This is a genomic window from Halomonas sp. PA16-9 (genome assembly GCF_009728585.1).
Taxonomy (GTDB): Bacteria; Pseudomonadota; Gammaproteobacteria; order Pseudomonadales; family Halomonadaceae; genus Vreelandella; species Vreelandella titanicae.
Genome location: NZ_CP040451.1, coordinates 2,967,054 through 2,982,131, shown reverse-complemented (window position 1 = coordinate 2,982,131; position 15,078 = coordinate 2,967,054). Strand labels below are relative to the sequence as shown.

Here is a 15,078-nt window from a genome sequence, read left to right as displayed (position 1 = left end):
TTTTCCCGGCGGTGGCAAACATCGCCGGGTAATAGAAAACCTCCAGCAATAGGAAACCGACATGGTTGATACAACAGTCATCTTGCTCGGTGTTGTCATGTTCACGGTCATCGTTATTAGCTTGACGGCGATCATTCTGGCAGCGCGCAGCAAGCTTGTGAGTAGCGGGGACGTGACCATTGAGGTCAACGGCGACCCTGAGCACACTTTGAAGACCCAGGCCGGTGGTAAGCTGCTAAACACGCTTGCCGCTAACGGCATTTTCCTCTCGTCCGCCTGCGGTGGCGGTGGTTCTTGTGCCCAGTGTAAGTGTCGGGTTGAAGAGGGCGGCGGCTCTATTCTGCCGACTGAAGAGTCGCACTTCACGATGCGTGAGAAGAAAGAGGGCTGGCGCCTCTCTTGTCAGGTACCTGTGAAGCAGGACATGAAAGTCGAAGTGCCTGAAGAAGTCTTTGGGGTGAAGAAGTGGGAATGTGAGGTTATTGCCAACCCCAACGTTGCCACCTTTATCAAAGAGTTAAACCTGAAACTGCCAGAGGGCGAAGAAGTCGCCTTCCGCGCCGGTGGCTATGTACAGCTCGTTGCACCGCCTTACGATATCAAGTTCTCTGATTTTGATATCGACGAGGAGTATCGGGGTGATTGGGAAAAATTTGATATGTTCAAAATTTCCCACAAGAACAACGAGGAAGTGATTCGCGCATACTCCATGGCGAACTACCCAGACGAGAAGGGTATCCTCAAGTTTAACATCCGTATTGCCACGCCGCCTCCCGGCACTGACCATCCGCCTGGCTTGATGTCGACTTATGTCTTCAGCCTTAAAGAGGGCGATAAGGTCACCGTAATGGACCGTTCGGTGAGTTCTTTGCCCGTGATACTGACGCCGAGATGATCTTTATCGGTGGTGGTGCGGGTATGGCACCGATGCGTAGTCACATCTTCGATCAGTTGAAGCGCTTGAAGTCTGATCGCAAGATTACCTTCTGGTACGGTGCTCGCTCCTGGCGTGAAACCTTCTACAACGAAGAGTACGACCAGTTAGCCGAAGAGTTCCCTAACTTTGAGTGGCACCTGGCGCTATCTGATCCTCAGCCGGAAGATAATTGGGAAGGGCCGACAGGCTTTATCCATAATGTGCTGTACGAAAACTATCTGAAGGATCACCCAGCACCTGAAGATTGCGAGTACTACATGTGTGGGCCGCCGATGATGAACGCATCGGTTATCAAGTTGTTGCTTGATATGGGCGTTGAGCCGGAAAATATCCTGTTGGATGATTTCGGTGGCTAAACGGTCGGCGTAAGTCGATAGTAGCGTTAAGCGGGGCTGGCCTTTTGGGCTGGCCCCGTTTGTTTATATAACCTTGTGAAGGGAATGACTTATCACCGCGCTGATAAGAGGGGCTTGGCTAAGGTATAATCACTTTAATGATGAATGACCGTGAGGCACTTATCACGACGACTGTTGTCGTCAGGTAAGACCAATAATTTAAAGCGAAGCAATGTGAAGCGGGGAGGTTGATATGACTATTTGGCTACTGGTATTCGGTTTCATGGCACTGATTATGGGTGCGATGGCTGTGGGCGTCATCATGGGCCGCAAACCAATTGCCGGTTCTTGCGGCGGTTTGAATCAAATCGGCATGAAAGATGGCTGTGATATTTGCGGTGGCAAAGATGAGGTTTGTGAAGAAGAGAACCGCAAGCGCGGAGGTGTGCGCCGCCGTAGCGATGAAAGCCGTGGTGCCGATTTGGGCTATGATGCTACACGTCGCTAACAAGACTGCGTTGTATGCAACGGGATGATTGACCAAAAATAGCAAGGGGACGCAGAGAGCATGGCGGTTCACAATTACGATGTTGTGGTGATCGGTACGGGGCCTGCAGGAGAAAGCGCTGCTATCAACGCTGCAAAGCATGGCAAGCGTGTAGCGATTATTGAGAAGCAGGTTCAGGTAGGTGGCAATTGTACTCACTGGGGTACCATTCCTTCCAAAGCGCTGCGCCATCAGGTGAAACAGATCATGGCGTTCAACACCAACCCTATGTTCCGCGATATTGGTGAGCCGCGCTGGTTCTCCTTCCCCAAAGTGATGGAACGCTCAAGGGGTACCATCGATAAACAGGTAGAGATGCGTACCACCTTCTATGCGCGCAACCGCATTGATCTGTTTCATGGCGTCGCCCGATTTAAAGATGAGCACACCTTGTTGGTGCGTGACCGCCAGGAAGGCATGGAAGAACTGGTGGCGAAGAAAATCGTGATTGCCACTGGTTCTCGCCCTTACCGCCCGGCGGATATTAACTTCCGCCATCCGCGTATTTACTGCTCTGACACCATATTAAGCCTCTCGCATACCCCGCGCACGCTGGTAATTTTTGGCGCCGGGGTGATTGGCTGTGAATATGCATCGATCTTTTCGGGCTTGAGCGTCAAAGTTGATCTCATTAATAACCGTGACAGCCTGCTGTCGTTCCTGGACGATGAGATTAGCGATGCACTCTCCTACCATTTGCGTAAGCACGGTGTGCTGGTTCGCCATAATGAAGAATACGAGAGCGTTGAGGGCGATGAGTCAGGCGTCGTCGTGCGTCTCAAGTCAGGCAAGAAAATTCGCGCTGATGCATTTTTGTGGGCCAATGGGCGAACCGGTAATACCGACAGCTTAGGCCTTGAGAACATTGGCTTAACCGCCAATGGGCGTGGCCAGCTAAGCGTTGATGAGCACTACCGCACTGCGGTTTCCCATATCTACGCAGCGGGCGATGTAATTGGCTGGCCGAGTTTGGCGAGCGCGGCTTACGACCAAGGCTTGAACTCGTGCAATGAGTTGCTCGATAAAGAGTATCGCTTTGTGAGTGATGTACCTACCGGAATCTACACCATCCTGAGATTAGCTCGTTCGGCCCCAATGAGCGTGAACTTACCGAAGCCAAAGTGCCCTATGAAGTAGGCAAAGCTTTCTTCAAAGATACCGCCAGGGCACAAATTACCGGTGATACTGTGGGTATGCTTAAAATTCTGTTCCACCAAGACACCCTGGAAATACTCGGTATTCATTGTTTTGGCGACCAGGCGTCTGAGATTTTGCATATCGGCCAAGCGATCATGCAGCAAGAGGGCGATGCCAACACGCTCAAGTACTTTGTAAATACCACGTTTAATTACCCGACCATGGCAGAAGCGTACCGGGTGGCTGCGCAGAATGGTTTAAACCGGGTTTTCTAGCCACAGCTTTAGCGAGGGCTTTGTCAGGCGTCTAATCCGAGAAGTTGCCTTTGTCGTAGACGTTTAAGAGTCACTGGATTCGCGAATAAGCGTATGGCCGTAAGCTTGTGGTTTGTTATCAGGTGACGGCTCAGTGGGGGGCAACAGTTTTCAACGCGGTTGCGCCCAGTGCTTTAGCTTGATAGAGCGCTTTATCGGCAAACGAATAAAGCTGCTCAAACGTCAGCGAGCCGACTTGGCACGTCGTCACGCCAATGCTAATAGTCGGGTTGGTTTGCTGCTCTATACCGCTCAGCGTATTAACTTCGACCTCTCGGCGCAACCGATCTGCTACCTGAAGTGCATCATGGGTAGCGGTGTTGGGCATCAATAACAAAACTCCTCTCCACCAATCCTCGCTAATGTATCCGATGGACGGCTAAGCTCGCGAAGCTGCTTACTGATCTGGCGAAGTACCTCATCGCCGGTTGGGTGCCCGTAGGTATCATTAATTTGCTTGAAGTGATCAAGATCTAACAGCAGCAGGCTAAGCGGTGCTCGATCGCGCTGGGCTTGGGTAAGCGCAGCGGATGCTATATTGACCAAATGGCGCCGGTTATATAGCCCGGTCAGTTCATCGGTTAGCATTAGCTGATGCATGACGTTGCGCTGACGGTGGAGATGAATAACCGCTAGGCAGAGTGTAATTGCAGCGCTGACCATTAACACCAATAGCGCACTCACCGCAATCGAGAGTCGCTGCATCACCAAACGTTGCTGAACAGAGGTGTCGCGCACTTCTTCTAGCAGCTGGTTGTATAGCCAAGCCTGAGCGCCGCCTACCTCCATGGCAACCCGTTGTAACGGATCAATCAGCTCTGGGCGCTGTTGGGCTTGCTGTGACTGCTGGGTTAAGTCTGAAAGGCGATTGTTAAGCTCGCTGAAGTGATTATGCAGGTATTCAACGTCCGAGATGAGATATCGGTGGCGTTCAATACTGCTCTGTATGTTATTTAAATGCTGTTTGGAAAGTGAAATAAAATAATCGATGTATTTAATGTGTTCGCTGCTAGGCTGGCGGCTGCCTTCCTCTAATGCGGCCCGTAACTGAGGCGTGGCCTGTTGGGCTAGAACAATATCACTCACTAGCGTGGTGTAATCGGCGCTAGCTTTTTGGCACGCACTGTAAACATAGCTGCCCATTACTGCGGACATAGCGCAAAGAAGGACGGCAAAAATGGATGCTAAGCGCCCACCGGGCTGACGAAGAAAGTGGCGCATCATCATGAGATAATCAGCAAGCAGGCAGTGATGCCGCCCCTCTCTGTATACTGCCGAGCAGGCGAGAGTACGTTTGGTAAAAACACGTAATCATCAAAAGAGTGCTTCCGTTGCAAAGGGCAGTTCTGCATGGCACCTCTCCGTTAATGGGTAGGTAATCCAATGAACAGCTTAAAGACTTCATCCTTATGCAACTTAAGCACTCACCCGCCGAGTCTGCCATCCCACAACTTTACTAATTGCAGGATCATACTTGTGCTCGTTATTATTAATAACGCTGTTAGTGATTGATATTTAATCGTTATTTAGAGAGTCTAAGGCTAAGCTTGCTTTTTCTCGCCAGCTACCATCAAGGGAGGCAGCGTGGGTTAATGCTTCGCGCGCGTCTTCAGGCGCATCGCTTTGCAGTAGTAAAAGGCCTAGATTTAGCCATGCAGCGCCCATTGACTCATCCAGCTCGGTTGCCCGTTCAAACGCCTTGCGTGCGTTGCCGGGTTGTTGATCTGCGTAAAGTGCATTGCCTAACGCAAACTGCCCCATAGCGTTAGTGGGGTGGCGTTTTACAAACGCTTGCCAGCTTGAAAGCGTAGCGCGTGGCCCATGGGCCTCTTCGTAGGCGCTAAGCGCTTCTAAGGCGTTGCGGGCAGTAATACCTGTAGGCAAAGTACCTGGTTCGGCCACCACAAATCCCAGCGCTCTGTGCGTGCCCAAGTGGCATCGAAACGGCTGAACGACATGGTATGGCGCTCAATCTCGCCGCTGCGCAGAATAAGCGTTTCACTGGGCAAATCGTAACCAATGGCCACAGCGTAGTGCCACATTGGATAAATCGGCAGCGACAAATTCTGCATAACGACCACCGGGTCGCCCGCTGCCAAATGGTTTAATAGGGCGTCCATGGTGCCGCGAATAGGAAACGCGAGCTGCTCATGCCGTCTCACCGTTGCCAGCATTTCTGGCTGCACACTGCCATCGCGTCCGGGCAGAAATACTTGAGGAATCAGCTCCTCAACGTCGGTGTCGACACCCTGGTGATTGAGTACCATTGCCAGCGTGGCAGGGCCGCACTGAAATTCTGTTTGGGCGTAAAACGGTACGCTGGTGATTTCTGTATGGGGCGGTAGGGCTTGATAGGTGCTTTGCAGTAATACCGGATTACGCGCACAGCCGCTGAGCAGTAGCAGCATAATAAAAACGCCCGCAAAGCGGGCGTTGGAAAACAGGTAGGTCATGAGCGGCCTTGTATTAGCGAGTAAACGGGTAAACGTCGGTTAGGCCGAGAATGTCGGTTACCAGCAAAATAATGAAAACGGCAAATAAAGCGCCTACAACGCCGGCACCGGCTGGCAGTTGCTCAAGCTGATCGGCCATTTGCTGTGCTTCAGCATCACTGAGTGATGCAACGCGAGCCTCGACTTCGTCCAGATCAACACCCTGTTTTACCAGCTGATCTTGCACATCGGCGCGGGCCAGGATCTCGTTAATCCGTTCGCGATCAGCGCCAGCACGGTCAGCTGCCAAAACAGATTGGGTGGAGACTAAATCCATTGATTGGGGCGCAGTGGGTGCAGCGGCAACGGGTAAGCTGGTAATAACCAGCGCTGCAATCAGTAGGGTAGAGAGGTAAGCACGCAATGTTTTCATCGTCTTCTTCCTTATAGACTAGTCGGGGTGGTAAGGAATGAGTATAGAAACAAATGGTTTGATTTTTAAGCGTAATATGCAAAGTGCTAATTATTTGCACTAATGCGATAGGTCCAGGCGGATTCTGACAGCAGTCCACGGCCTCCGGCCATGGTCATGGCTAAATCGTGTAAGCCGGGCCATAGTGGCACCGCTGCTGCCCCCTTGACGGCTAAGTCGAGCCGCTGGGCCATTAATAGCAATTTATGTAAGCGCTTCATGGGCAGGCGGCCAATGGCTTTCTGGTAAGCGGGGCGGCGCTTATCAAAAATCATCGGCTTTTGGGTTTTGCAGGCGTGCTCAAAACTCTGCCCTTGATCCAGGTGCTGATGCAGCGAGAGTAGCGTGCGTAGCTCTCGGCTAAGTGCCCACAGCACGATAGGCGCCTCAACGCCTTCACTGCGTAAGCCATTCACAATGCGCGAAGCGCGGCTGGGTTCGCCTTTCAGGCAGGCATCGGCCAAATTGAAGACATCAAAGCGGGTACTGTCCTCTACCCCCTGGGCAATACTTTCCACGTTCAAGCGCGTACCTTGGGGGTGAATCAACGCCAGCTTTTGCAACTCTTGGTCAGCGGCCAAAAGATTGCCTTCGGTGCGCTCTCCCAGCAGGCGGGCGGCTTCCAGATCAATTTGTAGACCGTGCAGTGAAGCACGATCCCGTAGCCAGTAGCCCAAGCGTGAAGCGTCCACGGGCCACACGGGAACAAACAAACCGTGCTTATCCAGCGCTTTGAACCAGGCGCTTTTTTGCTGCTTGGCATCTAGCTTGCCCATACCAATCAGTAGAACATCATCGCTGTTATCCAGGGTTTCGGCGTACTGCGCTAACGCTTTACTGCCATCTTGACCCAGCTTGTGGTTGCCTAAGCGCAACTCCAGCAGCTTGCTGGTTGCAAACAGCGAGAGGTTGCTCGACATTTCCATCAAGCGACCCCAGGCAAAATTGGGCTCGACATCGAGTACTTCACGCTCCTCGACACCACCCTGGCGAGCTGCGGCCCTTACAGCATCGCAGGCGTCGCGATGCTGTAAGGGCTCATCCCCCGCTACGATCACTACGCGGGGTAGCTTTTTTGCTAACGCAGCGGGTAGCTGATCAGCAAATACCTTCACTGCATGCCCTCAACGTAAGTAAGGCGCTCAATGATTTGCTGAGACAACTGGCGTGCAAGCGTCTGTTCCGCTTCCATCATTAGCGTTTCGCGGTTAAGCAGATCGTCATCGCTAACGCGAATGCGGGTATCCGTCGACAGCGTTTCATTATTGATGTGGTAGGCATTCGATGCTCGCTCCTGAACTGAGAGTCTGGCGCTAAGCGTTAGCTCGTGCTCGCGGCTTGCTCTGCCATCACCGCCGAGTCGACGCTCGGTTAAAACAGGCGTGCCCAACGTGACCCTCCAGGGCGCATCAGCAGCTACTTGGGTGCCTAACTGCTGAAGACGTGAGGCGATCTGCTGAGCGACGGCACTGTTGGTGTCGCCTTCTAAAGCAAGGGGGGGCAGCGTAGGCAGCGATTCAGAGCCGCGTAGCCGAAACCCACAGCCGCTGAGCAGCACCGCCGCCGAGGCGGCGATGCTAGCGGTTAACAATGTGCGTCGATTCATCCACTCACCACGATATTAACCAGTTTGCCGGGCACTACGATCACTTTACGTACGGTGTTGCCCTCGAGGAAGCGCTGAACGTTTTCATGCTCCATCGCCAGCTTTTCAATAGACGCCTTATCTGCGCTTGCCGGTACTTCAAGGCGAGCACGCAGTTTACCGTTGACCTGTACCACCAGCTCAATGCTGTCGCGGGTAAGGGCGGATTCATCCACCACTGGCCAGGTCGCTTCGATGGCCGGGCCTGAATGGCCAAGCGCTTCCCAGAGACTATGGCACAGGTGCGGCGTAATCGGCGAGAGCAAGAGTACGCAGGCTTCCAGCGCTTCACGGCTAACCGCCAGGCCAAGTTCAGAGCTATCGTCGAACTTACCGATGGCATTAGAGAGCTCCATCACCGCAGCAATGGCGGTATTGAAAGTGGTGCGGCGGCCAATGTCGTCGCTGGCTTTCTTGATAGTCTCGTGGGTTTTCCGGCGCAGCGTCTTTTGATCGTCGTTAAGTGCATTGACGTCCAGAGTGCCGGGCGTGCCCGCTGCCAAGTGCTCATTCACTTGACGCCATAGGCGCTTCAAGAAGCGGTGTGCGCCCTCAACGCCTGAATCCGACCACTCCAGGGACTGCTCGGGGGGGGCGGCAAACATCATAAACAGGCGTACGGTATCGGCACCAAACTTGTCGATCATCGACTGCGGATCAACGCCGTTGTTTTTCGATTTGGACATCTTTTCGATGCCACCCATTTCCACCGGCTCGCCGTCGCTCATGAGGATAGCGCTCAGCGGGCGGCCTTTCTCATCACGCTTCACTTCCACGTCAGCGGGGTTAAACCACTGCTTGCCACCGTTATCAGTAGAGCGGTAGAAGGTTTCCGCAATGACCATGCCCTGGGTCAGAAGCTGCTGGAACGGCTCGTCGGAATCCACCAAGCCAAAGTCACGCATCAGTTTGTGGAAGAAACGCGCATACAGCAGGTGCAGAATGGCGTGCTCGATACCGCCAATGTAGAGGTCAACCGGCAGCCAGTAGTTGGCGCGCTCATCCAGCATTGCTTCGGTGTTATCCGCACAGCAGAAGCGCGCGTAGTACCAAGACGACTCCATAAAGGTGTCGAAGGTGTCGGTTTCGCGCGTCCAGCCATCGCCCAGGTCAGAAAACGCCGGCATCTTTTTCAGCGGCGAGCCGGAGGCGTCTACGGTGACTTCCATGGGTAGCGATACCGGCAGTTCATCATCGGTGAGCGGAACGGTTTGACCTTCCGGGCCGTATTTCACCGGAATTGGCGCGCCCCAGTAGCGTTGGCGGGCAACGCCCCAATCGCGCAGGCGGTAGTTGGTTTTGACTTCGCCACGACCAAGCTCCGCCAGTTTGGCGGCAATGGCATCAAAGGCTTGTTCAAAATCAAGGCCATCAAACTGACCTGAATTAACCAGCTTGCCGTATTCGGCGTAGGCCGCCTCAGAAACGTCGGCAGGCTGGCCGCTTTCATCGGCGATGACCGGTTTGATGGCAATGCCGTACTTGGTGGCAAACTCCCAGTCGCGCTGGTCGTGGCCAGGTACCGCCATGACGGCACCGGTACCAAACTCCATGAGCACGAAATTAGCCACGTAAACGGGCACTTCATCGCCCGTTAGCGGGTGAACCGCCCTATGGCCGGTGAGCATGCCTTTTTTCTCTTTGGTGGCCATTTCTGCTTCAGAGGTGCCCCCCCTGGCGCACTCATCGCAAAATGCAGCTAGCTCGCTGTTCTGCTCGGCCGCTTGCTTGGCCAGCGGGTGGCCAGCTGCAACCGCCACATAAGTAACGCCCAGCAGCGTATCCGGGCGAGTGGTATAAACCGCCAGCGGCTCATTGGCTTGGCCATCAGCGCCTTTGACATCAAAGGTCAGCTCGACACCGCGGGATTTGCCAATCCAGTTGCGCTGCATGGTTTTGACCTGTTCTGGCCACTCCACTTTATCCAGGTCAGCCAGCAGCTCATCGGCGTAATCGGTAATCTTCAAGAACCACAACGGGATCTCTTTACGCTCAACCAAGGCACCAGAGCGCCAGCCGCGGCCTTCGATAACTTGCTCATTGGCGAGCACGGTTTGATCCACGGGATCCCAGTTAACCGTCGACATCTTCTTATACACCAAGCCTTTTTCTACCAGCTTGGTGAAGAACCACTGCTCCCAGCGGTAGTAGCTGGTATCGCAGGTGGCGAACTCGCGGCTCCAGTCATAGGCAAAGCCCAATGCCTTCAACTGATTGCGCATGTAATCGATATTTTGGTAGGTCCACTTGGCAGGCGGCACCTGATTCTGAATGGCGGCGTTTTCCGCGGGCATGCCAAACGCATCCCAGCCCATGGGCTGCATGACATTTTTACCCTGCATGCGCTGGAAACGGGACACAACGTCGCCGATAGTGTAGTTACGCACGTGGCCCATGTGCAGCTTGCCGCTGGGGTAGGGGAACATGGAGAGGCAGTAGAACTTCTCGCGGTTCGCGTCCTCTACGGCTTTGAAGCACTGATGTTTGTCCCAGTACTGCTGGGCGTCGCGTTCGATATCACGAGGGCTGTAGTGTGCGTCCATCGGTTTATTAATGCCTTGGCGTATTCGCCCAAAAGGGGCGCAAAGTGAATGTTAGATGACATCTGTCAGATAAGTGAGGTCGATTGTATCCTATGCGGGTGTATCCTTGAACGGTAAGCCGATGATAGGTAACTGCACGCGTCGACAAAAGGAGAGGCACCATGAGTGAACAGCAGAATGACAATCGCCTACGCGAAGGCTATGAGCGCTTGCTAGAGCGGATGCAGGGGGGCGCCAATGAGCTAACCTGGGAAAACTTGCAGAAGGATTTGGACGACGCGGTCGAGTTTGAAGCGGAGCTAGAGGAGTACACCAAAGATGAGCTAGCCCTGCTGCGCGCCTGGGTAGAGCGTGACCTGAAAGATATGCGCTACTACATGGCAGATACCGGTAAGCAGGTAGCCAGCTGGCTGGGCATCGACATTGACGGCCTTTCGCGCCGCGTGGCGGAGTCGCTGCTTTCGATTGCTGACCGCAGCGTGGTCGAACGCGAGCGCTTCGAAGAAGATTTAGAAGCTGCCCGCGCTGACTACTGCGAAGGTGAGATGGCGGCGCCTGGCCTAATGGCCTGCACACACTGCGATGCCCAGGTGATGCTGCCTACCGTTGCGCGCCTGGAGCCTTGCCATCAGTGTGGCCATCGCTACTTCTACCGTTTTCCCAATAAAATCATTGAGACCTGATCGATTAGGTAACCAGTAAGCTGACGCCTGCGATCGCCCCTAGCGAGAGCAGGCTCATGACTGCTGCGTAGAGCAGGTTATTTTTCATCATGCGGTAGCCGCTCACCCCGTAGCGCCCCTGCAGTGACAGGTTGATCCCTGAAAGCGGGCCCACGCTGGTGCCCACTGCCCACGACGTTAATGCCACAAATGCAAATACGGTTTGCTCACCGTTCTGTAAGTTCAGTATCGAGGCCAGCACCGACACTCCAATAATGGGATGAAGCCCTGCCAGTGCGCTCAGGGTAATCGCTGCAAAGCTAAGCATCGCCTGAGGTGTGCCAAAGCGGATGAACAGCGTCCAGTCGCTGCCTGCCGCGGCTGTTACCAGTGTTGAAAGCCCAATCGTTAATAGCCCTGCGGCTAAAAACAGCGAAATTTCCCCGCGCATGGCGGGTAGCCGCGTGGTGGTGTGCTGGCGAATGCGTCGCAGGGTAAAACGGGGCCCATGGGGTAGGTTGCTCAATACCGCCACGCTGGGCAGCAGAAAGGTAATAATGCTGACAATGGTAAGGGTAGGGGTGAGCACAAAGTGAAAAAGCATCACCAACGCTGCCATACCTACCGGCATCAATAGGCTACGTGGTGCCAGTGAGTAGCCATCCACCTCGCTGAGATCAAACCGGCGCCGCAGCTCCAGCGTAGTTAACAGCCCCGACAGCATCGCCATGGGAAAACCCACCACGGCAATTTGCGCGTACTCAACGTCGGGCACCAGCGCAATCACCACGCCCATGGAGGCAAAAAACGGCGACCACAGCGCCGCGCTGCTCAGCCCACGGTTAAGCGCCAACAGCTGCGGCGTAGTGAGGGGGCCACGCCGGGCCAGCTTATCGCCCACCATAAATACGGTAGACAGATTTAAAATCGTGCCCAGAAAGTGCACCCCCAGCCAGGTACGTAAAATACCGCCCGCCCCAGTCACTCGGCTTCCCGTCGCGCCCTTATTACCTTGCTTACCAATCAGCGAAATAAAACTAACGCCCACCAGCATCGCCGCCACAAACGAATTGCCCTGCAACATAGCAGGCCAATCCACTTCGGCGCCATACACAAACCGCGCCACCAGCAGCATGCCCGCACCGAGTGCGATTAGTACGGCCGCCTGGATACGCGAACGGCGGGGAATATCCCGCCACAGCAACACAACCGCCGCCCACAGCAAATAGCTCACCGTATGCGCAGTGCTCAACCAGCCGGTAAAACCAATAATTTGTGCGATCAAACCAAGCAAAATCAGCACGCCCGCCAAGCGCTGCCGAGAAGTCGTCTCTTGCATGCCAAACCCTTAATAGTGAATTAGCAGGCTAATAGGATTTGCAAAGGAAGGCCAGTGGCAACGAGTTATGAAGCAAGAGCATTTTGTACACGTGAGAAGAATTGGCAACACTACTTGCGTAGCCACATTTTGTAGCGCGTGGTAACGAATCTGCGAGGAACGAGCAAATGAGGCACCCGCGGGAGCATCGCGCAGCGATGCCAGACCAAGGCAACCAAACTGGCCGTTGAGCCCAAGGTAAAAAACATTTTTTGCATAGCTACGTGACCTAGGGCGGACTTTTAAATAAAGTAAGGTTAATAAATTCGCGTGAGCAATTTAAGAGATTGGTTTGACTGCTTAGATCAGTGTGCTGGGTAGAAAAACAAACAGAGATGGTTGCAACTGGAGCGTTTTAACGTAACCCAAGTGCGCCGTGGCGGTAGCGTGGTTAGAGTAAATGCCTAGTAACTAAGTTATAGCATCCAGAGGGCTTGTTAAGCCCGCAAAATGTTGGCCGAGCACATGGGTATAAATCTGTGTGGTAGATACATCAGAATGCCCAAGTAACTCTTGAACCGTTCGAATATCCCTACCGTTTCTCAGCAGCTCGGTAGCAAAGCTATGACGAAATGTATGGCAAGAGATCCGCTTATTAGTCAATTTTGCAGCCGCCACGGCTTTTTTTAACGCCTTCCTAGGTACAGAATCATGCAAATGGTGGCGACACATCACGCCAGTAATGGGATGGCGAGAAATGCTGCTAGATGGAAACAAATACATCCACGCAGGCTGCCGGTAAGCAGAAGGGTATTTTTTTTGCCAAAACACCCGGAATAGAAGGGCCAATGCTTTCCTGGTTGTCTCGTTCTTGAAGTGCTAACGCATTGCTGATGATATCGCGCGTGCTTTCGTAAAGGGACGGACTAAAGATGGTCACTCTGTCTTTTGCCCCCTTACCATCTCTCACCGTTATTGATCCACGGGAGTAATCGATGTCTTTTACCCTTAAGCGCAGACACTCAGTAATTCGAAAGCCAGAGCCGTACAGAAGCGAAAAAATTAGTTTATCTCTACTGGTCATCTCCTTGAGGATACTAGCGACTTCAGCCGCCATGAGCACTTCAGGCAATGGTTGTATCGAATAAAAAAGCGAATCCAGTAAATGTATGTTTTCTAAGTCCGAATGCTCATCCCACGGACGCGAATAGACGTGCGAACGTCATTTAGGAAAGGGCTACTGGCCATTTGGGGAAACTCTCTCAATTACTGTATATAAAGTCAGTATAATCAGGTATTCTTAATCTGCAATGCGCGTTTTTCCATATCGCTAGCGGAGTAAGTGCTCAAATTTGCAGCTGTGTCTTAATAAAACCTTTAAATAACAATAATTTGTTAAATTAAATTGTATGTTTATGTGCAATTTGTAAAGATGACTTAAAGTAATTACGCGCATGCGCATTTTTCCAGCGAGTTTTTGTATGGGCATTGATGGTTTCCCAATGCAACCAACTGGTTGGTAGCTTTTGGCAGGATTGGGTCTTCCAGAAAAACGCGCATGCGCACTAATAAACTGTTAAATCTTAAGTGGTAGTAAATGACTTCACAGAAAATTAAAGTAAATGAATATACATCTGCGAGTATCACTGGGAAGTCTACTCGTGAAAGTCCTAAGTCAATTAATAGAGGTTCAAACGATCACTCAGATCTAAAAATAAATTTCTTAAAGCTCTCAACAGCAATGGTGAAGGCTAATACAACAATTGGCCAAAGCATGTTGTCTCAGGCGTATGATATCTTTCTCAGTGCCTTGACGCTACGCGGTTTACTCGATTGTAACCAGTCAGGAATATGCTTAAAAGATGGTTTTAGAGAAAAGTATCGCGATTTTTCAAAAAGTGGAAGAACCGGTGAGCTTGCTCAAGCGGTAAACTACATATTTGCGCAAGAGAAATTGGGATTTAAGTTTGTATTTGACTATGACGAATTTTTAACGGCGTACTCGATACCTCGTAAAACAATAGGTGGAACACCAGATTACGTTTTATTTGGTAAAAAAAACTCCAACTTAGCTGTGCTGGAATCAAAAGGAAGTTCTACCAAAGAGGAACTTACAAAGCCCCAACTTCGTGCGAAACTTCAAGGTGCTATGGAGAATCAATGTAACCTGGGAGTTCTGCACTTGCAGAGTGTAGGCAAGCAACGAGTTTCTAATTCTTATGCATCTGTTGTTGAGTTGGCTGAGTCTTCAGAAAGTCGAGTCAGCGCCATTCACTTTGCTGATCCTGAGTACGATGAGTTTGAATATGAAACTTATTCAGGAGCTATTAGCAATTATTATATTAGATGGCTTCTCTTTATTAATGAGGCATCACTGGATTATACTCTTGATATAAAAGAAATAATTGATACTCTTGATATTGTTACTTACGAAGGTATTGAATTCTACATTCAAATGTCATCGTATAGTGACCGATATCTGAGGGTTCCCGTTCGCTATGGTATTTCCGTAAAGGTTATTGAGCTATTGTATCAAGAAGACTATGAAGCGTTGTACTCGCTAGATTTTCCAACTAAGTCATTGAGTGGATTAGAGATATTTCCTGATGGTACAATTGCGGTCGAGGATGAAGAGATTTAACAAACGGCTCCAAGCGACAACCAACCGCCGCGTCATTTGTGCCAATGGCGCGAGCGCCAAGTTTGGCACAAATCCCGCTCTGGTTGTTTGCGCCT

Annotated in this window: 10 protein-coding genes and 4 pseudogenes; 5 read left to right on the top strand and 9 right to left on the bottom strand. The window is 52.0% G+C overall.

Going from position 1 to position 15,078, the window contains the following annotated elements; translation table 11 throughout:
* The first annotated feature begins 61 nt into the window (after positions 1 to 61).
* The 3 genes and pseudogenes from nqrF to sthA all read left to right on the top strand — a co-directional run bounded on the left by nqrF (position 62) and on the right by sthA (position 3,231).
* Positions 62 to 1,293: pseudogene (gene nqrF / locus FDY98_RS13870) on the top strand (NADH:ubiquinone reductase (Na(+)-transporting) subunit F).
* 232 nt (positions 1,294 to 1,525) lie between these two features.
* Positions 1,526 to 1,780 carry a (Na+)-NQR maturation NqrM gene (gene nqrM, locus FDY98_RS13865; protein ID WP_022523176.1) on the top strand — a complete coding sequence of 85 codons (255 nt, stop codon included), beginning with the start codon at positions 1,526 to 1,528 and terminating at the stop codon, positions 1,778 to 1,780.
* A gap of 60 nt (positions 1,781 to 1,840) precedes the next feature.
* A pseudogene (sthA, locus tag FDY98_RS13860) lies at positions 1,841 to 3,231 on the top strand (Si-specific NAD(P)(+) transhydrogenase).
* A gap of 130 nt (positions 3,232 to 3,361) precedes the next feature.
* On the opposite strand, the pseudogene FDY98_RS28135 reads toward sthA, so the two are convergent.
* The 6 genes and pseudogenes from FDY98_RS28135 to leuS all read right to left on the bottom strand — a co-directional run bounded on the left by FDY98_RS28135 (position 3,362) and on the right by leuS (position 10,362).
* Positions 3,362 to 3,858: pseudogene (locus FDY98_RS28135) on the bottom strand (GGDEF domain-containing protein).
* A gap of 927 nt (positions 3,859 to 4,785) precedes the next feature.
* Positions 4,786 to 5,723: pseudogene (locus FDY98_RS13850) on the bottom strand (PA2778 family cysteine peptidase).
* A gap of 13 nt (positions 5,724 to 5,736) precedes the next feature.
* The gene (locus FDY98_RS13845) at positions 5,737 to 6,135 is read right to left on the bottom strand and encodes a PA2779 family protein (protein ID WP_009286979.1); all 399 of its coding nucleotides are present in this window, start codon (positions 6,133 to 6,135) and stop codon (positions 5,737 to 5,739) included.
* Positions 6,136 to 6,221: 86 nt separating this feature from the next.
* The gene (gene holA / locus FDY98_RS13840; RefSeq protein WP_027957524.1) at positions 6,222 to 7,289 is read right to left on the bottom strand and encodes a DNA polymerase III subunit delta; all 1,068 of its coding nucleotides are present in this window, start codon (positions 7,287 to 7,289) and stop codon (positions 6,222 to 6,224) included.
* The gene (locus tag FDY98_RS13835) at positions 7,286 to 7,780 is read right to left on the bottom strand and encodes an LPS-assembly lipoprotein LptE (RefSeq protein ID WP_027957523.1); all 495 of its coding nucleotides are present in this window, start codon (positions 7,778 to 7,780) and stop codon (positions 7,286 to 7,288) included. Before FDY98_RS13835 ends, holA begins: the two co-directional genes overlap by 4 nt.
* Complete coding sequence (leuS, locus tag FDY98_RS13830; protein ID WP_027957522.1) at positions 7,777 to 10,362, bottom strand: leucine--tRNA ligase; 2,586 nt, start codon at positions 10,360 to 10,362, stop codon at positions 7,777 to 7,779. The genes FDY98_RS13835 and leuS overlap by 4 nt, the downstream gene beginning before the upstream one ends.
* A 161-nt stretch (positions 10,363 to 10,523) precedes the next feature.
* On the opposite strand from leuS, the gene FDY98_RS13825 reads away from it, so the two are divergent.
* Complete coding sequence (locus FDY98_RS13825) at positions 10,524 to 11,045, top strand: zinc ribbon-containing protein (RefSeq protein ID WP_009286975.1); 522 nt, start codon at positions 10,524 to 10,526, stop codon at positions 11,043 to 11,045.
* Positions 11,046 to 11,049: 4 nt separating this feature from the next.
* Here the strand turns inward: FDY98_RS13825 and FDY98_RS13820 are convergent, their stop codons facing one another.
* From FDY98_RS13820 to FDY98_RS29530, 3 genes are all read right to left on the bottom strand, one after another.
* Positions 11,050 to 12,363, bottom strand: coding sequence for a hypothetical protein (locus tag FDY98_RS13820; RefSeq protein WP_027957521.1), 1,314 nt, complete (start codon positions 12,361 to 12,363; stop codon positions 11,050 to 11,052).
* A 450-nt stretch (positions 12,364 to 12,813) separates the two neighbouring features.
* Positions 12,814 to 13,125, bottom strand: coding sequence for a tyrosine-type recombinase/integrase (locus FDY98_RS29535; RefSeq protein ID WP_155705920.1), 312 nt, complete (start codon positions 13,123 to 13,125; stop codon positions 12,814 to 12,816).
* Entirely contained in the window at positions 13,106 to 13,459 is a 354-nt protein-coding gene (locus FDY98_RS29530) for a tyrosine-type recombinase/integrase (protein WP_027957520.1), read from the bottom strand. The genes FDY98_RS29535 and FDY98_RS29530 overlap by 20 nt, the downstream gene beginning before the upstream one ends.
* 480 nt (positions 13,460 to 13,939) lie before the next feature.
* Between FDY98_RS29530 and FDY98_RS13805 the strand changes: the two genes are divergently transcribed.
* Complete coding sequence (locus FDY98_RS13805) at positions 13,940 to 14,983, top strand: hypothetical protein (RefSeq protein ID WP_027957519.1); 1,044 nt, start codon at positions 13,940 to 13,942, stop codon at positions 14,981 to 14,983.
* Positions 14,984 to 15,078: the final 95 nt, after the last annotated feature.